This is a genomic window from Treponema sp. OMZ 790 (assembly GCF_024181285.1).
Classification (GTDB): Bacteria; Spirochaetota; Spirochaetia; order Treponematales; family Treponemataceae; genus Treponema_B.
Map to the genome: position 1 here is coordinate 312,676 of NZ_CP051201.1, position 25,609 is coordinate 338,284.

A 25,609-nucleotide genomic window follows, 5' to 3' on the forward strand; every position below is an offset into this window, starting at 1 on the left:
AGCAGGAATTTCAAATTATGATGACTATATTTTTATAAATTTATCTAAAATGCTAAATTTGGAATTGCTTTTTACAAAAAAGGAGTTTATAATATATGCAGAGCTTACAATGATAAATAAGTTTATGTAACCTCTAAAAAAAGGCAGGTAAATATGATGAATATGAAAAAAATAATATTTTTTGTTATTGGCTTTATTCTTATTACTATGGGATGTGCTACAAATATGAGTGGAAGACAAAGCTCTGTTCCTCATAGTATAGATTTTCAAAAAATAAAAAATATTTCAATTTTTACACAATTTTGTGATATTGAACTTATAGCCGATAATACCCCTTCTGAAAATAATAATATTTCTCTTGAATATACGGTCAGCAATATAAAAGAAAAATATGTGAGTGTTACTATTGAGGATGATACACTTATTTTTAAAGAAGAATCGTTTTTGACTTTTTTACCTCGTGCAAGATGGAATCCTCCGCTTATCAGTATTCGCATACCTAAAAATCATATACTGCAAACGCTTACTATTGAAACTGAAAATACAAGCATGATCAAAAATCTTACGGCTGCAATATGTTTTTTTCGTGTAAAGAACGGAAAATTTCAAATTGAAGATAGTACTATAACAGAAAAGGTTAAAATTCAAATGGAAAGCGGTTCCTTTGCAGTGCATAATTCTCATTTTGAAAACATTGATTTTAAAACTGATACCGGAAATATTTATTTTCAAGGTGAAATGTATGGGAACAATATTATTCAAAGTAAGTCAGGGAACGTATCTATGAATCTTAATGCAGAAGCTTCTTTGTATGCTCTGTATTTTTTTCAAAATATAAATAACACACAAGAAATAAAACAAAATCGCAGCCAAGTAAAACATAATCTAGTTATAAAAGGAAATGCCGATAAGATTGATCTATCTTTTGCAAAGAAGAATCAAAGCATTAATCTACATAATGGTAAATCTGTTATCTGCAATAATATTGAATGTAAGAATTTCGGTATTCATGGTGAATACGGAAACATTACCATGAGAAACTGTATTTTTGACAGTCCGGCTATTATTACCGATGGAAATATTTTGTTTGATGGTATCTTAAAAAATACGTGTACAATTGCATCCGATTTGGGATGGATAAAAATTAAAACTTCGGTATCGGAAAAACTTTTAAACCCTTCAGTCACAAGTAGTGTAGGGAAAGTAATAATTACCGGTTTTAATTCAAAAAATGCTTCGATTAAAAGCGGTATAGATTCTGTTTCAATTACCGATTCTATAATTGAATAGTAGATACTTTAGCTTTATCGTGTTTTATAATTAAAATTTGTAAAAAAATTCAACTTGACACCCTCTCTTTTTTCGGATAGAATATCCTGTTTTTGTTTATTTTAAGGGCATCTCTAAAAACCTTGTTGGATTTTTAGAGATGCCCGACGAGTTTTTCATAAGTCCTTATGTATCAATGACTTATGAAAAACATCGCAAATTAAATTTAAGGAACCCCTCTAAAAACTGATGTTTTTAGAGGCTCTCTTAAATGTTTTTAAGGAAGAAATTATGTCAAACGAAAAGAAATTATTGCATTGGGCAGATCAGACTGCCGAAAAAATCATAAGAGAGAGGGGTGATCTCGATGTTTACACTTGCGCATCCGGTATTACGCCTTCGGGAACAGTTCACGTAGGAAACTTCCGCGAAATTATTTCCGTAGATTTGGTTGTGAGAGCCTTGCGCTCCCGAGGAAAAAAGGTGCGCTTTATTTATTCTTGGGATGATTATGACGTATTCCGCAAGGTTCCTGCAAATATGCCTAAGCCTGAAGTTTTGGAAAAATATCTCCGCTATCCGATTACCATGGTTCCCGACACATTTGAGCGGGACGAAAACTACGCCCGCCACCACGAGCATGATGTAGAATCCGTATTGCCGAGAGTCGGTATTCACCCCGAATATCTTTATCAGGCTGAACGCTATCAAAAGGGAATGTATGCCGAAGGGATGAAAAAAGCCTTGGACAATAGGGAAGATCTTAAAGAAATTTTGAACACCTACCGAGATGAGGCCCATAAGATTACCGAGGAGTACTGGCCCGTTTCGGTTTTTTGTACCGCCTGTAACAAGGACACAACAAAGATAGAGTCCTGGGACAATGACTGGACCTTACGCTATTCTTGCGAATGCGGACATTGCGAAGACTTGGATTTGCGCAAGGCAAAGTCCGCAAAGCTGGGCTGGAGGGTTGACTGGCCGATGAGATGGGCCTTTGAGAGAACCGTCTTTGAGCCTGCCGGAAAGGACCATCACTCGCAAGGCGGCTCCTTTGATACGGCGAGCTTAGTTTCCACCCGCATTTATAACTGGCCTGCCCCTGTAAGTTTCCGCTATGACTTTATCGGCTTAAAGGGAGTGCCCGGAAAGATGGCCTCTTCCAAGGGAAAGGTTGTAAGCCTTGCCGAGGTGCTCGAAGTTTACCAGCCCGAAGTTGCCCGATATCTTTTTGCAGGCACAAGACCCAACACCGAATTCGTTATCAGCTTTGACCTTGATGTAATTAAAATTTACGAGGACTACGACAAGACCGAGCGTATTGCATGGAAGGCCGAAAAGGCCAAAAACGATGCGGTCTTCGAAAAAGAATATAGAATCTATGAGCTTTCTCAAATAGACGGAATGCCTGAGTGTATTTCCTATCAAATTCCTTTTAGGCACTTGTGCAATCTTTTGCAAATAAATTCCGGAGATATAGATGCGGTAATAAACAGCCTTCCCGATGTAAAGCCCGCTCAGCTTGACAGGCTGAAGGCAAGAGCCGAATGTGCATGGAATTGGATTACGGACGGAGGAGCTCCCGAAGAGTTTAAGTTTGCTTTAAGGACTGACGGCTCAAAGGCTGATTTGAACGAGGCCGAAACAAAGGCGGTTAAAACGATAAGGGATTCCCTTTTACCTAAAATGGACGTGATGGATGAAAAGGCATTTTCGACAGCCCTCTATGATGCTGCAAAGGAGTGCGGCTTAGAACCCAAGCAAATGTTTGTTGCCGTTTATCAAGCCCTTGTTTCAAAGGATCAGGGGCCTCGTCTAGCCGGCTTTATGAAAACCATCGGCAAGGAAAGGCTGGAGAAAATATTTAAAGATTATTAAAATTTTTATGGAGGCGCGATAAACAGATTGACGGTTACTAACTTTAATGCTAATAGAATTCATATAAATATATAATGGAAATCAAAGAATATGTCAATACTTAAATTAATACTATCGAAAAAAAAGGAATTATTGCTCATTACTTTTTTTATGATAATTGCGCAGCTGCTATCGCAGGGAATTCCGACGCTTATAAAATTTATATCCGACAATTTTATTGAAAGCTCGCCTGTAATAATTTTACTGCTTTCGGGGGGACTGATACTAGCCGGTTTTGTACAGTATTTTTCTGATTATTTTGCCGATAAATATTACTGGAAATTTACAAACGGTATCGGATTGGAATTATTGCGGGGATTTTTAATGATAGTTTTAAATAGCAGCAAACAAGTATTTTCTAACATGAACCCCGATGAATTATCTCGAATGGCAACAAGTGACATTCAACAACTCAAAGAAGCAATAATTAAACAGTATTTTATAGCAATCAGTACACTTATCAAAGTAATTACTTTATTGTCATTTGTTTTGCTTTTGGATTGCAAATTGGGAGCAATAACAATTCTATGGTATGTACTCTTTTATTTTATCAGTAAAAAACTTGTTGATAAGATCGCTAAGGATAGAACACGCGAAAGAACTAATTATACGGAAGTTATGGCTTTAGCAAAAGATGCAGTATACGGAAACTTTGATTTAAAATATTATGCGTCATATAACGGTTTTTTTAAACATTTGGAAAACATCAATAAAAGATATATTTCATCTCATATTTCTCTTATGCTGACCAGTTCTCAATCCCGTTATTTAAAATATATAGGAAATTTTACAAGCATTGCAATTATTATTTGTTACAAAACATTTATTTCAACCGATGTAAGTACGGGAACTGTATTGGCAATGTATATGTATTCAATGAATTATTCTGCTGTGTTTAACAGTATTTTAGCATTACGGACATATTCAAAAGACGTTAAAGCTTTAAAAGAACCCGTTGATAATTTTTTTAAAGCGGCAGAAGAAAAAGAAAATGAACATGCTGCGGTTTGTAAAAACATACAGACTATCAAACTCGATAATATTACTGTTACGTATGATAGTAAAAACATCTTTACCGATTTTAGCTGCGAATTTAAAAAAGATTCCGTTTATATAATAAACGGTAAAAGCGGCGCGGGAAAAACGAGTTTAATCAATGCAATGCTTGGAGAAATAGATTATCAAGGCACAATCTTTTTTAATGACAACCCTTATGAAAATATCGATAAAAACTCATTAAGAAGCAGAATAGGAATTGTACGGCAAAATATCTATTTAATTAACGGAAGCGTTAAAGAAAATATTTTGCTGTTTAACGAAAATTATTCTACGGAAGAAATTGAATATGCTGCAAAGGTTACGGGTATTAAAGATTTAACTCAACACATAGGCACAAGTGAAATCGATAAAGTTTCCGGCGGAGAAAGAAAACGGATTGCCTTAGCGCGTCTTATGCTCAATATAGATAATAAAGATGTAATTATTTTAGATGAAACATTTGCCAATTTAGACATACATGCTATTCAGTCAATTTTAACCGAAGTGCTTAACAAATCTAAAAACAAAATTGTAATTATCATTTCGCATGATGAAGCCGTACAAAGATTTTTAGGCGATAATACTAATGTAAATGTGCTAAATATTGGAAATGGGAACAATTACTAATTAATTGTATTACAGCAACGAAATGGTAGAAGAAACTTACAGAGTTTAAATATGAAGAGTTATCTAAATAAAGAATATGATTGAAAATCTTGATTTAATTGTAAAGGATTCTAAAAATGTTAATTTATGGAAGGGTTTCTAATACCCGCTTCAACGCTTACAAACGTGACTGAGCTCGTTTGTAAGTTAAGTGAATGTTCGGCAGGAATTCTGCCTCACTGTTTATCTGCCGAGTTTTTGGAGGAACCTTATGTTCAAATTTTTAAAGACATGGTATATGGTTTTATACCTTGTCTTGCAGGCCCTTTCCACTGCGTTGGAAGTAGGAGTTTCGTATGTGATGATGCTGGCAATAGACTATGCAACAAACGGAACTATCGAAAAGCTGCACTTGTACCTCATAGGCACAGCAGCCTATCTCCTTATCTCCTTTTTGGTCGATGTTGTGACTAAAAGGGTGCACGAAAAAGCAGGTGCACAAGCGGTTTTTTCATTGAGGGAAGCCTTGATGAAAAAAATATTAACCATGAGCACCGGCGAATACGCCTCGCGCAATTCGGGGAGCTATGTTGCCTTTCTTACAAAGAATGTCGAAAAACTGGAAGAATCTTACTTTTGGACAATCTTCCGAATTTATCCTTCATTTTTACAGCTGGTAGTTTCTGTTATTTGGCTTTCGATTATGGATTGGAGACTTTCCCTCTTTGTGCTTTTTACCGGTCTTATCCAGCTCATTGTGCCCAAATTTACGGTGAAGCCTGTAGCTGAAGCCGAAAGAGACTATATTGAAAGGGGCGAAAACTACACCATTACCCTAAAAGAAATATTTTCCGCCTTTGATCTGATTAAGTCCTATAACCTTCAGGAAAAAATCGAGATTCTTCACCGCAATGCGAACACCGGTTATAAAAAAGCTTCTTTTAAAGACATGTGCATGAACGGCTTTATGGGAAGCCTAGGAGACTTACTTTCCAACATAACCTACATAGGCGTTTTCTTTTTAGGCGCCGTTTTGGTTCTTTTGGGCTTTTTTAAAATCTCGGTAATAATAGCCGCAAGCCAGCTTGTTGTCTTTATCGTTTACCCTTTGAGTAACCTGACACGCTACATAACTTCGCTTTTAGCTTCAAAAGCGGTAATAAAAGACCTTGATGAAATTTTAAATATGGAAGAAAAGGACGGCTCTTTCAAAGATATAGAAGCAAAAACTTCCTTTGAAGATTCGATAAGTTTTGAAAATTTAAGTTTTAGCTATCCTCAAGATGGCGAGGATGAAGATTATGAAGAAAATCGAGGTGCTTTTCCTGCCTTAAAAAATATAAATCTTAGCGTAAAAAAAGGCGAAAAGGTTTTAATTGTCGGGGAAAGCGGTTCGGGAAAGTCCACTCTTTTAAGCCTTTTATATAAAAAATTTACCGGCTATGAGGGGCTTATAAAAATAGACGGAACGGACATCCGCAAGATTCCCGATGCCTCTTATTTTAAGCTTGTTTCGGTAGTGCATCAGTCTCCCTTTATCTTTGACGATACAATCAAAAACAATATTGCCCTTTATGAAGAAATAAGCGATGAAAGAATAAAAGAGGCTTGTAAAAAAGCCGGCTTGCAAAGGTTTATCGATGGCCTTCCTCTCGGACTTGAAACAAGGATAGGCGAGGGAGCCTCGAAAATTTCAGGCGGAGAAAAACAGCGCATAGCCATTGCAAGGGCATTGGTAAAGGATTCCCCAATTCTTTTGATGGATGAAGCAACCTCCGCCTTAGATAAGGAAACAAGTGCCGAAATAGAAAATACCGTGTTATCCCAAAAGGAACTAACCTGTATAATAATTTCGCACCATGTAAGCGAAGCCTTAAAGGCTAGGGCGGACAAGATTATTACCGTAAAAGACGGATCAGCCGATATTTAGAAGCGGAAAAGCGCTATTTGCAAAACTTAAAAATTCATTAGTGAAAAGGCTTTTATTTTTTTGCAAATTGTGCTAACATTCTTTTTATGGCTAATGATAACTTGTACACGCGCAAGATAGAACCTGCACCCGATAAGCCTGTCCAAAACGGAAAATCGAATTTCGGAACCTTTTCAGGCTGCTTTAAAAAATTCGATATAAAAGGGCTCTATCGGGTTTTCGGTAATTTGCCCCTCCCTAGGATAATTTCCAATGCCCGAATTTCGGGAACGATGAGGTTTTTGTTTTGCGATGATGAGATAATAGGCGAAATGGCCTTTTTTTCGTGCTATATCTTCTCCTTTATGGAAACAACCTTTTGGGTTCGTAAAACTCAGCAAAAATATGCTTACCGGCAGTACTTGCCGGGCGGTTTTATTCATATTCCTAAGCACATAAGCTACAGTGTTACAGCCTGCCGGAAACCTTATAGATATGCCCGTATCTTTTCCCGTCTTTCCCACGGGAAGCTTCATGCCGACTTTGACTTTTTGGCTCATGATTCCCGCCCCTCATGCGAGGGCCGCCTCGATTTGGATATTCGGGATAAGGATGCGGCTGATTTTTCCTGCGTAATTCCCAACTATGTAAGCCGGCGCTGTATGGCCATGTACATGCAGACCGGTACCGTAAAGGGCTGGATAAGTTTGGGTTATAACGAAGACATTCAGCTAAAAAAAGAGACAGCCGTAGGGGTTTTTGATGTAAGAAAGGCTTACACCGGGTTTAGGGCAAAGCGTACCCTTGTAAACGGTCTCGGCAAACTCGACGGCAAATCCTTGGTTTTTTATCTCGCAAATTCGATAGCTGCCGACAGTAATAAATACAACGACAACATAATGCTTTATGACGGGAAACGCACTCCGCTTCCGCCTGTTAAAATAACACGCCCCTTTGGAATTATGGGAAAGTGGATAATACAGGACACCGAAAGCATGGTAGACCTTGTGTTTCTTCCTATTTCAAAGAACTACAAGCGTGTAAATGCCGCCGTTTTTAGGACAGAGTACAGCACCGTTTACGGTCATTTTGAAGGAACCCTTTTGACTGCCGACGGAGAAGAGCTAAAGCTAAAGTCCTTTCCCGGCATTGCCAAAAAATACAATCTTAGAATATGATGATTAAAATAGAAGGGATCGAAATCGAATGGGCCGAATCCAAGGGGCGGAAACTCAGGCTTACCATATCGCCCAAAACGGCCATTCCCTGTATCCATGTTCCTAAAAACTATCCTCAAAGCAAGGCCCTGAACTTTGTTAAAGAAAACATCGCATGGATTAAAAAACATCAATCACGAATTGAGGAAAAGATTTTTAAGAAAAATGTAAAGGCCTCATTGAAGGACGGCTCTACTGTAAGTTTATGGGGGGCTGATTATAAGATCAAAATACTGCGTGCCAAAAAAAACGCAAGCGTTGCAGTCGATGACGATTTTATCTATTTAAAAGAACCTCCCGGAGCCGATCCCAAAAAACGCCCTTCAATTTTGAACCGCCTCTATAAAAAAGAGCTGGAGCTCTATGTTGAAGAAATCCTCCCGCTTTGGGAAGCCAAGATAAAAGAATCCGCCTCCCAGATAAAATACAGGGATATGAAAAGCAAGTGGGGCTCATGCAATTCTTATACCGGCATAATCACCTTAAACACAAAACTCGCCGCCCTCCCTTGCGAATGTGCCGAAATGGTGCTGGTTCACGAGTTTGTTCATTTTAAAGAAAGGCTCCACAACGACCGCTTTAAGCGCTACATGACCAAATACCTCCCCGATTGGAAGGAAAGGGTAAAGATGTTAAATTCGGAAGACTATTAGATTTTTATCATAGTTTAATTTAAGCATCATGCTTTGTGCTAATCGTTGAAGTCTTGTATTCCCTCTCTGATGAATTAAAAACAAAGTAACCTTATTTACTTATAATTTGTTTTACCCTTACTTTGCATCATTATTTTTAACTAACAATGGTGCAATTTAGGAGTCCCCTCATGAAAAAACTGACAAAACTTGCATTTATAGGTTTAATCCTCTTTTTATTTTTAACCGATTGTGATCATAAAACCCTTTCTAAACAAGAAGACATAAATAACGAGTTAAAAAAAGTTGTGCTTGAAATCAAAAACAAAGAAAACATAACGGCAGGAGAGCTAAGGCAAGAAGACATAAGGGCCTATGGTTTTAATGCCAATGTTTATGCAATAAATTACGAAAAAATAGAAGCTGACAGCGAAAAAAGAGAGGTCTACATTACCGTATCATTAAAAAAAGCGGGAACGGAGTCGGTATCAAAGGTTTTTACTATAATCGGATTTAAAGCTCCGGAGCAAAACCTAAGTGATCAAGAGCTTATAAACATTGAAGCCGATAAGGTAGTATTAAGCATTCCGGATATCGAAAAAATAAGCTTTGATGAGCTTACAACAGACAAGCTTATTGCATCGGGATATAAAAAACAATATTCTATACAATACATTGCAAAAAAATATAATTCACAAAAAAAAGAAGTAGAAATCACCTTTTATCTTACAAAGAATCATCTAAGATCTAAAATCAGAACCTTTACAATCAGCGGCTTTAAAGAATCTCTCCCTCCTCAAGGGCTTATCGACATAAAAGAAGAATATCTCTTTTCGGCCCTTTCCTTGACCGAAACAAAGATTACCGCCTCAGCCGCTGCAAAAAAAATTAAAGAAGCCTCAAATAAAACCATAGGTAATTTTATTTTTGAAGAAAATAAAATTCTTAACTATGACGATAAAAAAGGGATCTTTACGGTTTATATAAAGGGAACATACAAAGAAAAACCGTTCAGCAAAAAAATGAGAATAAGCGGCTTTTCTCATCCTTATGTTAATCCGCCCGAATCGGTTTATAAAAAAGATTTGGATTTTACCGCAGGTATTGAAGAAAATCTTTTAATTGATGACTACATTCAAAGAGCAAATTCCGATATTGAAAATTTCTTTAAAGAAAGCTTATCCTTTATGCTTCATAAAGGGAACCGATTATTCAACGAAATAATCATTTTAGGTGACCATGATTCATATAATATGACAGCCGAACTCGAAAAAATAGATAATACCACTTTAAAAATTATACCTATTTTTAACATAAAATATAAGCTAAAAACCGATACGGATAAAACGGAAAAAGAAGAAATAGAAACTTTCAGTCTGGCCGGGTTTTTACAGCCTGTAAAGTATTTTAGCGAAAATGATGTTTATATTCATATCTTAAATGAATTAAACAAACGTAATGACGTTGTAAAAGTTTATCCTCACCGCTTTGCATCGGAATTTTATGCAAACGCCGTTGTAACGGGCAGGCCACCCAAAGAATTATTTAACGATTCGGCAATAGAAAAATACCGAAAACTTTACACTGAAAAAAAACCGAATAAGTATTTAACTTTTGACGGGCTCAATATAGGAATTTCAGAACCTCGAAATGGAGGAATTGAAGTTGATGATTATGAAGGCTCTTTATCATTAACTTATTATGTTGCTTCAAACAAGATAATCGGTGATACAGATAATATAAATTTTGCATTAAGGCAAAATACCGTAAAAGTAACAGGCTTTAGACAGGTAAATGAAGAAACAATAAAAGATTTATTCGGTTTTTCTATCGTAAAAAGCAATGACAAAGACGGAAACCCGGGAACTCTTAATTCGTGGAGAAAAAAATACATACCGGAAAATATGTATCTCGTGCGGGAACAAGGAAATAAAGGGGAAAATGATTGGCTGACATTCTCCAATACGGCTTTGGACTATGAAAATAACAGCGGTTTTATTTTAAGCCTTAATGGGGATGCAAATTTACATGAACTTTTAGCAAATCCGATCAATAAGTTTTTATCGGTAGGACGAAGCGGTGAGCTGCTCCTTATTACACGCATAAACTTAAAAAAAGAACGCCAAAGTGACTATCTTGAAATAAAAATGAATTTTTTAGGTACCGGAGAACCTATTACCCTTATTAGAAATCCATATATCCCAAGAAATTAGCTTAGAATAAAGTTTTAAATTTGATATTGCTTCTAATTCCATATTTTGATATAATCCTCAACACCAATATATTAGAATAATTAAGGAGCCTAAATATATGAAAAAAGCGGAAGCATTGATGAAGTTCATCGACAAGAGCCCCTCAGTTTACCATGCAATCAAAAATGCAGGTGAATTCTTAGAAGCAAAGGGCTTTGTTCATTTAAACAGAGAAGACACCTTTGAGCTAAAACCTCAAGGAAGATATTTTGTAACAAATAACGGAAGTGCCTTGATTGCATGGCAGATGCCTAAGTCAGGTAATGCAGAAAACGGGTTTAGGATTGTAGGAAGCCACAGCGATTCTCCCACCTTCCGCATAAAGCCCAATCCCGAAATTAAGGTAAACAACCATTATTTAAAACTAAACACCGAAGGCTACGGAGGGGTTATCCTTTCAACCTGGTTTGACAGGCCCCTTTCGGCAGCAGGAAGGGTCGTAATAAAAACGGACGACCTTTTAAGGCCTGAAGTTAAGCTTATCAACTTCGATAAAAACCTTTTGACAATTCCGAGCCTAGCCATTCACATGAACAGGGAAGTAAATGACGGCTATAAATACAATAAGCAAAAGGACACCCTTCCATTAGTTGCTTTGATAAACGAAAAGCTTGAAGAAAAGGGCTTTTTGATGAACCTTATCGCCGAAGAAGCAGGCGTAAGTGTGGACAAGATTTTGGACTTTGATCTCTACCTTTACGACAGACAGCCGGGCTGTTTTGTCGGAGCAAACAACGAATTCTTCTCGGTCGGAAGAATCGACAACCTCGGAATGGCCTGTGCCTCCATCGATGCCCTAGGCGATGCCCTTCCTTCAAACTTTGTGCAGGTTGCAGCCATTTTCGACAACGAAGAGGTCGGCTCAAGGACAGCTCAGGGAGCAGGCAGCCCCTTCCTCCACGACACATTGCAAAGAATAATAGTTGCAACCTCAAAGGGAAATGCCTTCGAAGAATTGCAAAAGGCCTTGGCCAAGTCCTTCTTGGTTTCAGCCGATCAGGCCCATGCCCTTCATCCCAACTACACGGAGAAAAACGATATTACAAACTTCCCCCTGATGAATAAGGGGCCGGCCGTTAAGGTCGCCGCTTCCATGAGCTATACAACGGACGGAATATCGGGCGGAATCTTTAAAGATATCTGTGCAAGGGCAGGAGTTCCCTGTCAAAACTATGTAAACCGCTCGGATGTTGCAGGAGGCTCGACCATAGGCCCGATTTCTCTTTCTAACCTTAACATAAAGAGCGTCGATATCGGAAACCCCATCCTCGGTATGCATTCCGTGCGCGAACTTGGAGGCACCGAAGATCAAGAATACATTACAAAGGCCTTTGCAGAGTTTTATAAATAGATTTTGATAAATTAAGAGATTGATGAGTAAATGTATAGATTTTCCGATTATGACGTAATCGTCGTAGGAGCAGGGCACGCAGGCATTGAAGCCGCCTTAGCTTCCGCCAGAATGGGGGAAGCAACCCTGCTCATTACCCAAACCCTTGACAGCGCAGGCCGCCTTTCGTGTAATCCTTCGATAGGCGGTATCTCCAAGGGAAACATAGTCCGCGAGATAGATGCTCTGGGCGGAGAAATGGGTCGTCTCGCCGATGCCTCGATGATTCAGTACAGGCTTTTAAACAAGAGCCGGGGCCCTGCAGTACAGGCTCCGCGAGTTCAAGCCGATAAATTCCTTTATTCTCAACTTGCAAAGCACGCGATTGAGCTTGAAAAGAACCTCCATGTTTTTCAGGATACCGTCATCGACATAATTTCTTCAAACACAAATGAGTCGGGCTATGTCGAAAGGGGGAGCGTTCAGTGTGTAAGGACGGAAAGGGGAAGAGAATTTTCCGCTAAGGCTGTAGTCCTTGCAACAGGCACATTTATGGAAGGGAAGATTTACATAGGCGAGTACGAATCCCCTGATGGAAGATTGGGAGAAAGGGCAGCCCTCGGCCTCGGCCCTGCCTTGGCAAAAAAAGGTTTTACCGTCGGGAGACTTAAAACGGGAACGCCCATGCGTATTCTCCGCCGCTCCTTTGATCCTTCCCTTACCGAAGAACAGGAGGCCGATGAGATTATGCGCCCCTTTTCTTTTGCAAATGCCGAAATACACAGACCCTATGCCAAGTGTTACATCACCCACACAAACAGCGAAACCCACGATATAATAAGGGAGAACCTTCACAGGGCAGCCCTTTTTTCGGGTAAGATCACGGGTACGGGAGCCCGCTACTGCCCTTCCATCGAAGATAAGATTAAAAAGTTCCCCGAACGGGACCGCCACCATGTCTACATAGAACCTGAAGGCCTAAACACGGAAGAGCTTTATATAAACGGGCTTTCTTCTTCCCTCCCTGAAGATGTTCAGGATAGGATGATAAGAACCATTCCCTGCTTTAAGGACGTAATAATTACGCGCCCGGCCTATGCCGTAGACTATGCCTATGTTTCGCCCATTCAGCTTTCATCGGACCTTCAAACCCGCCGTATCGAAGGCCTCTTTTTGGCAGGGCAAATTAACGGAACCTCAGGCTATGAAGAAGCCGGAGGGCAAGGCATAATAGCCGGTATAAATGCAGCCCTTTTTTCGCGTTCTCTAAAATTTAAGGATGAAAAATATGTTCCCTTTGTGCTAAAGAGGGATGAGGCCTATATAGGCGTTATGATAGATGACCTTGTAACCCAAGGTGTGGATGAGCCCTACCGAATGTTTACCGCCCGTGCGGAGTACAGGCTTAACCTAAGACACGACACAGCCGATGAAAGACTCACCGAAAGGGCCTACCAAATAGGCCTTCAAACCAAGGAGGCTTCCGGCCGCCTAAAGGAAAAGCTTTTAAAGAGAGAAAAAATAATCTCAGGTTGGCAGGATATAAAAATTACGAGGGAGCTTGTATCGGAGCATCCTGAGCTTAAAAACCATATCGGGAAGAGCCTTGCCGAAGCCCTCCATGACCCTCAAGTTTCCCTTGAATGTATCAGTGAAATAGATAAAAGCTCTCATACTTACAGTGCAGAACTTTTAGAATCGGCCGAGCTTGAAATAAGGTACGAGCACTACATAGCCGTTCAAAACAGGAAGATAGCTAAGGTTAAGCGTATGGAAAACACCAAGATTCCTCCCGATTTTGACTATGATGCAGTCTCAGGCCTTTCTACCGAATCAAGAAACCGCCTAAAAGAAGTCCGCCCCGAAACCATAGGTCAAGCAAGCAGGATTAGGGGGATTAGGCCTTCGGATGTTATGCTTTTGTCTATACTCTTGTAAATATGCGGGCATCTTCTGTGTTACTTCACCAAAAACAGTCCTCGACGTGCAAAAAGCACGCCTGCGGGTGTTTTTTGTTCATGCCTTGAATCTGCTCCGCCTATTTACAAGAGGCTAAAACAGCAAAGGTGTTTTAGTGAACTCGGCATTTGAATAAGGATTATACGGCTTGTGATTTTTATTTAAACATGATAGAATAAACTTCGGAGATAATTTATGGAAAATAATCGAATATTAAATAAAATACATATCAAACATGAAGATTTAGATTTGATTAAAAATGCCGTTGCAGAGGCGGAAAAAAATACAAACGGCGAGATTGCTTTGGCTGTTATTCCTCAAAGCGATTCTTACTCCTTTGTGGAAATGTTTGCAGCGTTCTGCCTTGCATTTGTTTCATTTTTTATAATGCTTTATTTTGGAGACAGCATTTGGAACCTGCTTGAAAAAAAACTTTGGTATCCTTCACCTAAGATTCTTACAGCAGTAATCGGTGCCGGCGTTTGGATTATAATGCTTTTTTTCTTTTTGCTGATAAATATTCCGGCCCTCGATAGACTAATAATTCCGAAGCGGATTAAAGAAGCAAGAGTTTATGCAAGAGCTTTGAAACATTTTGTAGAATGCGGAATTTATAAGACTGCCGAAAGAACCGGTGTTTTGATTTTTGTTTCCATTCTTGAAAGAAAGGTCTTTATTATTGCAGATTCCGGTATTGCTGCAAAGGTGGAGCAAAAAACATGGAACGGTATTTGCGGAATAATAACCGAAGGTTTAAAATCCAAGAATGCCGCAAAAAGTCTTTGTGCTGCAGTGGACGAATGCGGAAAAATTTTATCCGAATATTTTCCTAAAACTACGGGAAATCCTAATGAATACCCTGACGGGCTTGTTGTCTTGGAGAAATAAATGAAAAGAAATATTAAACACCTATTCATCTTTTGTTTTTTGTTTTTGCTCTTGTTTAAAATTTTTGGCCTCAATGTGCCTAACCTTAAAGGACCTGTAAACGATTTAGCCGGAGTCTTATCCGATAGTGAAAAAAACGAAATAGAGAATTTTCTTTTTGAAATTGAAAAAAATTCGGATGTGCAAATTGTTGTTCTTACTATTCCGTCTATTGAAGATGAAAACCTTGAAGATTATTCGTTGCGTGTTGTAGAAACGTGGCAGCTGGGCTCAAAAGAAAAAGACTCAGGTGTTTTGCTGCTTGTTGCCGTCAATGATAGAAAAATGCGTATCGAAGTCGGTTACGGACTTGAAGCATATCTTACGGATGCCGATGCCGGACGGATTATACGCAATATAATTGCACCTGAATTTAAATCCAAAAATTTCGGTGACGGAATATTTTTTGGTGTAAAGGCTATTGCAGGCCATGCATTACAGGATGAAAACTTTTTACCTGACACAGATTCTTCGGAAGAAGAACTTGATGGTTTTACCATCATTATTGGCTTCTTGCTTATGCTTGCCTTCTGGTTTATTATTTGCAGGCTTATTCCGTGTTTCTTTTGGATTTTGTTCCGCTTAGTAAGCTTGCAGGGCTTTACCGGCCGGGAAATAACGGAGAATTTGTTTACTTCAAGAAGTGTGTTTAAATTTTCCGGTTCCGATGGAGGAGACGGATATTCCGGAGGCGGCAGCAGCAGTTATTCAGGCGGCGGAGGCAGCTTCGGCGGCGGAGGTGCTTCGGGAAGCTGGTAACTGTTACAAGTAACCGTTACAAGTAACTATTACATTCAGGCTCGCAAAAATTTGTTTTAAATTTTAACTGAAATTTGAGTTTTGGGTCAAAAAAATCAAAAAATATGCTTTTTTGAGTGATTTGGTATTGACATTTATTTCAACCTGTGATACTATAGCCCCTGTTGCAAATACAAAATGGGCTATTAGCTCAGTAGGTAGAGCAACGCCCTTTTAAGGCGTGGGTCTCAGGTTCGAATCCTGAATAGCTCAAAGCGGAATCGGTTTATATCGGTTCCGTTTTTTTTTGCCCTGTGCCTGATGTATTGACAAAGGGGCTGCATAAGTGGTACTATTCTATTTTAAGTCTAAATTTACATTTTTAGAGGTTTATATGGCTAGTTCAAAAAAGATTGCTGCTTCCGTAGGGGGCATTATTGTTTTTGTTTTGGGTGTAATCGCCTTTGTTGTGGCTCCTATGGTAACGGACCGTGCTTCTCAAGGTTTTACCGTAGTCGGAAAATGGGGTAATGTCAGAATCGATAACGGTCCATCATCTCCTTTTATTGATCAGTATCACTTTTTGGCTAATTATGTTGAGCGCCAAAAAATGGAGCCCGAAGATGCACAAATGAGAGAATCCTTCTGGCAGCAAATTTCCTATTTGGCTTTTAGAGCAGCTGTTGTACAGGTTGCTATGGAAGATGAGGTTATAAATGCCGGATATAGGGTTCCGCAGTTCCGCATAAACAAGGATTTAATAAACTATTACTTGGATGAAAACGGTGTTTATTCCGAAACAAGATATCAGCAAACTCCCGAGACTACGAGAGTTGCCTACAGAAAAGAGATCGAAAAATATATTAAAGATAACAGATATATTGAAGACCTCTTCGGAAACGGAATAGGGTATGGACTTAAAACTTCTTCAAAAGAAACGGCCTTCATCGTCGATATGGCAAAAAAAGAAAGAAGTTTCAGATATGTTGTTTTTAATTTGAATTTATATCCTTCTTCCGAAATTATAAAATACGGAAAAGAACACAGCGATCTTTTTACAACTTATGATTTATCCTTATTGAGTTATCCTACCGAAGAAGAAGCAAAAAAGATGCTTGTCTCGCTTAAAAACGGAGATGTAAGTTTTGAAGATGCCGTCATTTTAAATGCAACAAAAACTCTTACTGATGATAACGGAAAAATTACTTCAAATTATAGAAACGACATAAATCGATATTTTCCCGACAATGAACACCTTAAATCTGTTTTGGCCTTAAAGCCTTCAGAATTGAGTCCCGTTGTTTCTATGCAAAACGGTATGTTCGGAATTGTAAGATGCAACGCCGAGCCTTCTCTTCCTGATTTTGAAAGTGAAATTCTTATTTCAAATATTAGAACTTACATGACTCGTAACGAGAAAGGCCTTCTTGAAGATTATGTTCTCCAGACTGCGGGTAAATTCGCGGAAAAAGCACGAACTTCAGGCTTTGAAAAAGCTGCCGAAGATTTTAAAGAAGCAGCTTTAACAATTGAAACTTCAAACAGCTTTGGAATAAATTATGGAAATGCAAGCTCTCTTCCGCCTCTTCCCGTTCAGGGTATTTTTGCAGCTCTTGAAAAAAATGAATCTTTTTTTAAAAAGGCTTTCAGACTAAAGAAAGGAGAAATTTCAGAGCCGATTCTTGCAGGTTCTCAAATTGCCGTTTTGACTCTTGAAGAAGAAAAAGAAATTGATGAATATACTCTTGACCGAACCAAAACCGATTATCAAAATCAGGCAGGTGCTTGGTTCCCTTATTATCACATAGCAGCTATTATGAGAATGCAGGGTATGAATTATCCTCTTCCGATTGCTCATAAAACCTTTATGGATTATATTTTTTCGAATTCCAAATTCCAAGATAATTTTGGGAACTTATTTAAATAATAATGACAACAAATAATGAAAAGCCTGAGCTCATTCCGATTGACTCAGGTTTTTCGGTTTTATATCAGGGAAAGTATTTATATTCAAAACGCTCACCGCAAAAAAATATTCTACAATTAATATCTTCTATTGTAATTCAAAGCGAAACATTGGTGCTTTGTGTATCACCTGTTTTAGGATACGGACTAAAAGAACTTTTAGAAAAACTTCCACACAATTCTTTTCTTCTCGGTTTAGAAGCCGATGAAGAGTTGATGAGTCTTTCAACATCACAGATCGATAAAACTATTTTAGAAGATACTAGATTTTTGTATTTAAGAACAGAATCGATAAATCTTTTATTAAGCCGGCTTGAAAATTTTATTAAAGGAAAAAAAATCAGGCGTGTTATAAGGATAGATTTTTCAGGCGGAGCTGCTTTAAATCAAACCTTTTATTCTCAAGCCTTTGATTTTATTTCTCAATATATTTCGCAAACATGGATTAACCGATTAACCTTAATTCAATTCGGCAGAAATTATGCCCGCAATTTTTTTAAAAATTATTATTCTATTGTAAAGACAAATTCTCATTTCGGCTCTTTAATCGAAAAATCGGTTAGAAAACCTATTATTGTCGTAGGGTCGGGACCTTCTCTTGATTCCTCGATCGAGTTTATAAAAGAAAATCGGGATAGTTTTTTTGTACTTGCAGTCGATGCCTCACTTTCAGGACTCTATCCCGAAATAAGGCCTGATGCTGTTGTTTTGCTTGAATCCCAATATTGGATCCAAAAGGCCTTTATCGGTATTGCAGATTTAGGTATTCCCATTATTGCAGACCTTACGGCAAATCCTACTTTGCTTGCAAAGTTAAACGGTGATAAAGTCTTTTTCTTTACCGATTATGCGGCTCAAGATAGCCTTGCCGATTATTTTTTTTCAAGTCTACAAGAAAAAAATATCTTACCTTTAAGGCTTGAGGCTATGGGTTCAGTTGGGCTTGCTGCCTTAGCCATTGCCGAAAGGTTGGCTTCTGACGGCCTTCCTATTTTTCACACAGGTCTTGATTTTTCGTGGGGATGCGGCTTTAGTCATTCAAAGCTGAGTTATCAGGTTAAAAATTTGTTCTCGGATCTTTCTAAAATAAAAGGGCTGTATTCGGGAGAATCTTTGTTCCCTGAAAAACTCATTTGTGAAAAAGGAAAGGACGAGGCTTCTGTTTTTACTTCTCCAAACTTAAAAAATTATGCCGAACTTTATAAAAAGTTTTTTGCTTTTAAAGAAAATTTTTTTGATGTAGGACAATCAGGTTTGGAAATAAATTCAAAAAAAATAAACCTTAATGAGGCAAAAAAAATAATCGATGATTTTTATTCGAGTTATGAAAAATCTTTTTTTGTAAATAAAAATGATGATAAAATAAATTTTATTGCCTTTGATTATAAAAACAAAGAAAAAGAAATTAAATATTTTTTAACTTACGAAAAAGAAAAACTCCTTAAACTTAAAAATATTTTTACGGGGAAGCTGAATTCTTCCGATGAAGAAATAAAAGAACTTCTTTTGTCTATGCCATATCTATATCTTCATTTTCCTGATTATAATTCTTTGTCCGAAACAATCTTGGATAAGCATTTTTTATCCCGTGTACGAATTGAGATAGAATATTTTTTAAAGACACATCTGATAAATGAAAATTTTATCGGTTAAGTGAAAAACCTACAGCTTTATTGGAATTTATATCATATAAGTTTCTTGTAATGCGGCTATTCATTTCATAGGCCCATTGAATTTTTTCTTTTGCTTCGTTTATCCAATTATTATTTTTTCCTAGTTTAATTGAGTCCGTTAAATACTTAATGGCCAGATAAAGAGCTTGAGATATTTTGATTACTATTTCATCACCAAAACCTTCAGACAAAGGATGTGCACAAAGATAATCTCGTGACCAAAATATTTTATCCAATCCCATTTTATATAGAAAAAGTGATTTGTCCAAAACATGTTCCGGTTTTTTGTCTCTGTTAATAAATGTATATTTTCCATTTACTTTCATTTTTTCATATTCGTCGGATGCTGTTTTAGTTTCGGTTTTGGAGTTTGTTTTTATATTTGAATACAAATGGTTTAAAATCATCATGTATTTATCGTATTGAGATTTATTGTTTGTGTACATATCGGGATGATATTTTTTTACAAGATTATAATATTCTTTTTTTATTTCCTCTCTTGAAATATTTTGTGATATACTAATAAAATTTTTTATATCATCCTTGAAGCTATCCTGTGATGTCATACAGAATGATTATAATAGCAGTTCTGAAAATAGTCAATTGGAGATTTAAAAATCTTTGTCCACATTTTCCTCTTCTTGATAATATTTTGCTTGACTGCTCCAAAGCTCATAGTATTTTCCTCGTGTATCTGAAACCAATTCATCATGATTTCCGTATTGGACAAGATTACCTTCATCCATAACTGCGATTTGGTCACAGAATTTACATGAAGAAAGCCGGTGCGAAATATAGATGGCATTATTTTTTGAGGTTATAGTATCAAAATGAGAATAAATTTCAGCTTCCGAAATAGGGTCGAGGGCTGCCGTCGGTTCATCCAAGATAAAAATCTTTCCTCCGTGATAGATTGCACGTGCCATTGCAATTTTTTGAGCTTCGCCTCCTGAAGCCTCAATACCTTCTGTTTCAAAATTTTGATAAAGGTATGCTTCGCTTCCGTGCTTTTTATAAAAATCTTCCATACCTGTTTTTGAAAGGGAATCGGAAACTTTTTCTTTATCGTATGTGCTTGAGGCCGCTACATTTTCTCCTAATTTAAGTGATAATAATTTAAAATCCTGAAAGACTATCGAGAAAATATCTATGTACTCATCATAGTCATAGTCTTTTATGTTTACACCGTTTAAAAGTATTTCGCCCTCAGTCGGCTCGTAAAGTCTTACAAGTAATTTGATGAGGGTTGTTTTTCCTGAGCCGTTTTTACCTACCATCGCAAGTTTTTGGTTCGCATCTATTTTTAGGTTTATATTTTTAAGAGCATATTTATCTTGATCGGGGTATTTAAAACTTAAATTCTTTAATTCAAATATAAGGGGAGCATCTTTTTTTATTGAAAGATTCCCTGAGTATTTTTTTTCGTCTATATCGAGGAAGTTTAATAATTTTTGGCGGGATTTATCTGAAGGAACGAGGGTGGTTAATCCATCCGCCGCCTCCCTTATTTGAGCAGAAAAAAGGTTTATAGCTCCTATGAAAAAGAATACCTCGCTTAATTGAATGGAACCGTAAATAGCTTTTAAGCCTACAAATAAAAAAACTAAGATTAAAAGAGCCCCTTCAAGGAGTCTTAGTGCACCGATGGTACGCGAAAAAAACTTTGCCATAAAATCATGAGAACTTTTTTGCATTGCGAGATAGGTTTTTGTATACTTTTCGGCTAAGTCCTTATCGTATAATCTGATATCTTTTCCTGTTCTATAATCATAAATTAAATCCATATAGGTTTTTAGATAGCGGGAATTTTTTTTGACTTCACCCGAAATATGCACTCCGAATTTTTCATAGATATATTTTGATACATAAAAAGAAATTATGTTAAAGGCTATCAAGAGAATTAAAAATGACCAATTTATAAATGCTGCGGAAAGCCCCATGAAACCTTGGGAGTTAAAAAGATCTATAAAAAAATATAAGGCAGTACCTGCTCCTATAAAACCTCCTACACAGGTTCCCGTTTTTCTCATAAAATCACTATTAGAAAAAACTATAAAACGTTCAAATTGCTTAATTGCATTTAACTCGTTTTGAAATTCGTTTTGTTCCGTAAGTTCAAAATTTAATCTTAAAACTTTAAGAGCTTTTTCCATAGTATGCTTTTTAGAAAAACATTTTAAGTGGTACATAAATCGTTTTTCTAAAACTCCTGCAATTATCGACAAAAGCATAAATGAGGTTAAAAGAATAATAGTTGATTTTAAAACTTCATTTATTGATTTTTGGCTGATTAGTGATTCAATTATTATCTTGGATAAATATAGGAGACACAAGGGCCTTACGGCTTCTATAATATAAAAAAAGATATTACTCCACATTGAACCTCTTTCTATTTTTTCAAAATAAGAAAACATTCTAAAAAATCTTTTAAGCCTATTCATTTTCATCTCCTTTATTTTCTTTATAATACTTACTTTGAATATCATACATTCTTTTATATGTCTTGTTTTGCTTCATAAGCTCATTATGAGTCCCTTCTTCTATTATTTTTCCGTGTTCGAGCAAAATAATTCTGCCGCAAAATTTTGTAGATGCGAGCCGGTGCGAAATAAAAATAGAAGTTTTTTCTTTACTCATCTTGTCGTATTCTTCATATATTTTACTTTCTGCAACCGGATCCAAGGCAGCCGTCGGTTCGTCCAATATATTTATTTTTGCATTTTTATAGAGAGCTCTCGCAAGAAGCATTCTTTGATTTTGTCCTCCCGATAAATCGATAGCCTCGTCATTACTTTCCTTTACTAAAACAGTTTCAAGTCCTCTGGGGAGTTTAGAAACCATTTCGTTTAAGCCGCTTAAAGCAACTGCATTTTCTAATTTCTCTTTGTCTATACTTTCCGTTCCGGCAACATTGGCTGCAAAACTTTCAGGAAAAATATTTATATCCTGAAATACGGGGGAAAATAAATTATAGTATTCTGCTTTTTTAAAATCGGAACTCTTTTTCCCGTCAATTAAAATATTTCCCTCTGTCGGTTCTAAAAGCCCCATTAAAAGATGCATGAGAGTTGTTTTTCCCGCTCCGTTGATTCCGACCAAAGCTAACTTTTCTCCCGGATTAATTTTTAAATTAAAGTCTTTAAAAATCCATGAAGTGTTTTCCGAGTACCTAAAGGAAAGATTTTGGAATTCGATCGATGGCTTTTCGGCAGTATCGTTTGCGGTCAAGTCCCCTTCTTTTTTTTCTTCAGGAGTATTTAAAAAAATTCTTATTTGGCTTAATTCGCTGTTAAATATAATCAGATTACTTATTTGAAGAACAACGGCGTCCATCCATTTTGAAAATTCCATGACCAAGCCTATAAGAAACACAAATTGAGAAACGGCAATGGTTCCCGCATTTAATTGATAAATTAAGTAAATGTAGGCAAAAATATCTCTTATAAAAATCATTAAGGCGTTTAATATTTTTCCTCCTGCCTGCACATTGGATTCTGCTTTTAAAAATTTTTTTACCCGCCTGTGATAGTGCTCAAAGTTTTCGATGAGCCAATCTTTCATTTTATAAAGCCGTATGTCCTTTGCAAAGCGTCTGTCTTCCGCAGTTGTAAGAATATATCCCTCTTTTTTTTCGTCATCGCCCCGCTCTTCCATATTTTTGTGAGTGTATTTTCCTATGTATATTCCATACAATAAATTCACGGTCCCTGAAGCCAAAACTATAAATAGAAGAATTAAGTCGATACTTATGATACCTGAGCTAAAGAAAAAGGCTCCGGCAATTGCAGTTAAAAGAAAGGATAGGTTGAGCCCAAAAAAATGAAAGGGGCCGCCTGAGCTTCCCGTCATAACTATGTTTTTTACCTTGGTTATCTTTGTCTGCATTTCGGGAGAAATTAGGGTTTGGTAATTAAGTTCAAAGATTTTTCTATTTACAGGTACCGAATAAATATAGAATAAGGGACGGGAACCTAGGGCCATCAGTTTTGTTTCAAGTACCTGTAAGATAACTTTACAGGCAGTTATCAAGAGTCCTGCCGTCAATATGGAAAGTAAAACTTCCTTAGCTTCTGCCCCCGTTTCAATACCCAGTATAATGGCTTTCGGAATAAGGATGGTTTGGTAAATCATAAAAATGCGGATAGGTATAGAGATAAGTATAAAGACGATACCTGCCGGGAAGGTTTTTAACCAGATACCCAAATAATAGAAGATGTTATTAAGAAAACTTAATTTTTTGACTCTTTTTTCCATAATTCCCTCTTTTTCTTTTAGCTTTTAAATAAGTTAACTCATTCTAACACGCTTGAATAAATCAGTCAAGTGTTTTACTGAAATATATAAAAAAAATATGATTTTTTTATATAAACTACTCAGGGCAACCGCACCAGATTGCTGAAGCGGTTGGCTTCCTTATTGAGCGAAATTTTAAACAAAATTTCGCTCTTTTGTTCAAAAAAACAGGGTAACCGCATCATAGGGGGAACAAAATAGCAAAAAAATAGGCTGTGAATACCCCTCTTGCAGCCGCATAGCGGCGAAAGGCGGGTTGAACAGCCTATGTTTTTTGCGAAGATGAAACTCTGGTGCGGTTACCCTGATAAACTACTGTAGTAGTATTGACAAGTTTGATTATTTTTATTAAAATAAACTGAAACTACCGGAGTAGTATATGGAAATAAAACTGTTTGATTCTGAATTAAAAGTGATGAATATTCTTTGGGATAGGGGAGCGATGACTGCAAAACAAATTTCTATGATATTGAATGAAGAAATTGGATGGAATGTGAATACTACCTATACCTTGATAAACCGCTGTATTAAAAAGGGTGCAATTGAGCGTGTTGAGCCTAATTTTATGTGTAAGGCTCTGATTTCAAAACAAAAAGTTCAAGAAGTTGAGACAAAAAATTTAATAGACAAAATTTATGACGGATCTGCAGATTTACTTTTTTCGGCACTTTTGGGCAGAAAAAAACTGTCGAAGGCTCAGATAAATAAATTAAAGCAAATAGTTAAAGATTTTGATGATGAGGCTTGATATGATTTTAATGGAAAAAAGTATAACCGGTATTTTTTTAATTTTTGTTATTATGCTCATCCGCTTATTTATGCCGGATAAAATTCCTAAAAGAACCTTTGTAATTTTATGGTTTATAAGCATTATTCACCTTTTATTACCCTTTTCAATTCCTTTTAGGTTTAGTATCTATTCTGTTTTTAATTCTAATAAGAACATACTCTCAGCTCTTAGTTTTTTAACTCAAAATGATTCGGTTTTAAGTATTTCGGATTTAAAAATGCTGCTTTATGAAAAAGAATCGATTTTTCCTTTTTTTAAAAACTTACCGCCGTGGTTTATTTGGGTTTGGATTGCGGGTTCTCTTATTTGTGCCTTATTTTTTTTACATTCATATCTTCGTTTTATAATTAAATCAAGATCATCGATGGTTCTTTCTCAGAAAGAGACTGAAGCTATACTTAATTTTGATACTTTACGAAGAAAAATTAAAATACTCATATCCGATAAAATAGACATACCGCTGACATATGGACTTTTTAATCCTGTTATAATTATCCCTGAACATTATAACTTAATCAATGATAAAGATATCCGATATATCGCATATCATGAGTATGTACATATTAAAAATTTTGATTCCGCTATAAAAATAATTGCAACAATTTCGGTTGCCGTTCATTGGTTTAATCCATTTGTCTGGATTTTATATATTTTGCTTTCCCGAGATATCGAATTATCTTGCGATGAATCGGTTATCAAATATTTCGGCAGGAAATCAAAAAAAGAATACGCCAATGCTTTAATTAGAATGGAAGAAATAAAGAGCTCTTTTATACCTGTTTGTAATTTTTTTAATAAAAGTTTAATAGAGAAGAGAATTTTATCTATTATGAGAATAAAAAAGAAGTCTAAGATTATCACGGTTTTTTCTTGTCTATTAGTATTGAGTGTAAGCTTTCTTTTTGCAGCCTCCGAAAAAAAATCTTTTAAAACAGCCGGCTCTAAACCTAGAGTTTATATGATAAACGGCAATGGAGAAATAACTAGTTATGATATTAAAAATTTACCCGGCAAAATAAAAGAAAGAAAGATTATTTCGGTAATTAAAATTGATAAAAACAATAATTCAGAATAAATTTTATATTTTAAGGAGT

At 36.6% G+C, this 25,609-nt stretch carries 18 protein-coding genes and 1 tRNA gene; 16 read left to right on the forward strand and 3 right to left on the reverse strand.

The window, feature by feature from the left end; translation table 11 throughout:
- Positions 1-153 precede the first annotated feature (153 nt).
- The 14 genes from E4O01_RS01485 (at position 154) to E4O01_RS01550 (ending at position 19,412) form a co-directional block, all read left to right on the forward strand.
- Complete coding sequence (locus E4O01_RS01485; RefSeq protein WP_253693574.1) at positions 154-1,290, forward strand: DUF4097 family beta strand repeat-containing protein; 1,137 nt, start codon at positions 154-156, stop codon at positions 1,288-1,290.
- 270 nt (positions 1,291-1,560) lie between these two features.
- Positions 1,561-3,147: a lysine--tRNA ligase gene (gene lysS, locus E4O01_RS01490; RefSeq protein WP_253693576.1), complete on the forward strand. Its 1,587-nt coding sequence runs from the start codon at positions 1,561-1,563 to the stop codon at positions 3,145-3,147.
- A gap of 90 nt (positions 3,148-3,237) precedes the next feature.
- On the forward strand, positions 3,238-4,851 hold the full coding sequence (locus E4O01_RS01495) for an ATP-binding cassette domain-containing protein (RefSeq protein WP_253693578.1): 1,614 nt from the start codon (positions 3,238-3,240) through the stop codon (positions 4,849-4,851).
- A gap of 250 nt (positions 4,852-5,101) precedes the next feature.
- Entirely contained in the window at positions 5,102-6,760 is a 1,659-nt protein-coding gene (locus E4O01_RS01500; protein WP_253693579.1) for an ABC transporter ATP-binding protein, read from the forward strand.
- A gap of 86 nt (positions 6,761-6,846) precedes the next feature.
- A complete protein-coding gene (locus tag E4O01_RS01505) occupies positions 6,847-7,917 on the forward strand; it encodes a DUF2804 domain-containing protein (protein ID WP_253693580.1) in 1,071 nt (356 codons plus the stop codon).
- Positions 7,914-8,609 (forward strand): YgjP family zinc-dependent metalloprotease, encoded by a 696-nt coding sequence (locus E4O01_RS01510; RefSeq protein ID WP_253719310.1) that lies wholly within the window; start codon positions 7,914-7,916, stop codon positions 8,607-8,609. Before E4O01_RS01505 ends, E4O01_RS01510 begins: the two co-directional genes overlap by 4 nt.
- 170 nt (positions 8,610-8,779) lie before the next feature.
- The gene (locus E4O01_RS01515) at positions 8,780-10,801 is read left to right on the forward strand and encodes a lipoprotein 17-related variable surface protein (protein ID WP_253693586.1); all 2,022 of its coding nucleotides are present in this window, start codon (positions 8,780-8,782) and stop codon (positions 10,799-10,801) included.
- A gap of 97 nt (positions 10,802-10,898) precedes the next feature.
- Positions 10,899-12,191, forward strand: a complete 1,293-nt coding sequence (locus tag E4O01_RS01520) for a M18 family aminopeptidase (RefSeq protein ID WP_253693588.1) — start codon at positions 10,899-10,901, stop codon at positions 12,189-12,191.
- Between the two features lie 30 nt (positions 12,192-12,221).
- Complete coding sequence (gene mnmG, locus E4O01_RS01525; RefSeq protein WP_253693591.1) at positions 12,222-14,108, forward strand: tRNA uridine-5-carboxymethylaminomethyl(34) synthesis enzyme MnmG; 1,887 nt, start codon at positions 12,222-12,224, stop codon at positions 14,106-14,108.
- Positions 14,109-14,324: 216 nt separating this feature from the next.
- A complete protein-coding gene (locus tag E4O01_RS01530) occupies positions 14,325-15,017 on the forward strand; it encodes a TPM domain-containing protein (RefSeq protein ID WP_253693593.1) in 693 nt (230 codons plus the stop codon).
- A complete protein-coding gene (locus E4O01_RS01535) occupies positions 15,018-15,815 on the forward strand; it encodes a TPM domain-containing protein (protein WP_253693596.1) in 798 nt (265 codons plus the stop codon).
- Between the two features lie 179 nt (positions 15,816-15,994).
- Positions 15,995-16,067: transfer RNA gene (locus E4O01_RS01540), tRNA-Lys, on the forward strand.
- 121 nt (positions 16,068-16,188) lie between these two features.
- A complete protein-coding gene (locus E4O01_RS01545) occupies positions 16,189-17,721 on the forward strand; it encodes a peptidyl-prolyl cis-trans isomerase (RefSeq protein WP_253693598.1) in 1,533 nt (510 codons plus the stop codon).
- A 2-nt stretch (positions 17,722-17,723) separates the two neighbouring features.
- The gene (locus tag E4O01_RS01550; RefSeq protein ID WP_253693601.1) at positions 17,724-19,412 is read left to right on the forward strand and encodes a motility associated factor glycosyltransferase family protein; all 1,689 of its coding nucleotides are present in this window, start codon (positions 17,724-17,726) and stop codon (positions 19,410-19,412) included.
- Here E4O01_RS01550 and E4O01_RS01555 read toward each other — a convergent pair.
- The 3 genes from E4O01_RS01555 to E4O01_RS01565 are packed head-to-tail and all read right to left on the reverse strand — an operon-like array spanning position 19,402 to position 23,686.
- Positions 19,402-19,998 carry a J domain-containing protein gene (locus E4O01_RS01555; protein ID WP_253693603.1) on the reverse strand — a complete coding sequence of 199 codons (597 nt, stop codon included), beginning with the start codon at positions 19,996-19,998 and terminating at the stop codon, positions 19,402-19,404. The two genes, E4O01_RS01550 and E4O01_RS01555, sit on opposite strands and share 11 nt — an antisense overlap.
- 45 nt (positions 19,999-20,043) lie before the next feature.
- Complete coding sequence (locus E4O01_RS01560) at positions 20,044-21,873, reverse strand: ABC transporter ATP-binding protein (RefSeq protein ID WP_253693605.1); 1,830 nt, start codon at positions 21,871-21,873, stop codon at positions 20,044-20,046.
- Positions 21,866-23,686, reverse strand: coding sequence for an ABC transporter ATP-binding protein (locus tag E4O01_RS01565; protein ID WP_253693607.1), 1,821 nt, complete (start codon positions 23,684-23,686; stop codon positions 21,866-21,868). Before E4O01_RS01565 ends, E4O01_RS01560 begins: the two co-directional genes overlap by 8 nt.
- 418 nt (positions 23,687-24,104) lie before the next feature.
- On the opposite strand from E4O01_RS01565, the gene E4O01_RS01570 reads away from it, so the two are divergent.
- Complete coding sequence (locus tag E4O01_RS01570; protein WP_253693608.1) at positions 24,105-24,473, forward strand: BlaI/MecI/CopY family transcriptional regulator; 369 nt, start codon at positions 24,105-24,107, stop codon at positions 24,471-24,473.
- A gap of 1 nt (position 24,474) precedes the next feature.
- The gene (locus E4O01_RS01575; protein WP_253693612.1) at positions 24,475-25,590 is read left to right on the forward strand and encodes a M56 family metallopeptidase; all 1,116 of its coding nucleotides are present in this window, start codon (positions 24,475-24,477) and stop codon (positions 25,588-25,590) included.
- The last annotated feature ends 19 nt before the right edge of the window (positions 25,591-25,609 follow it).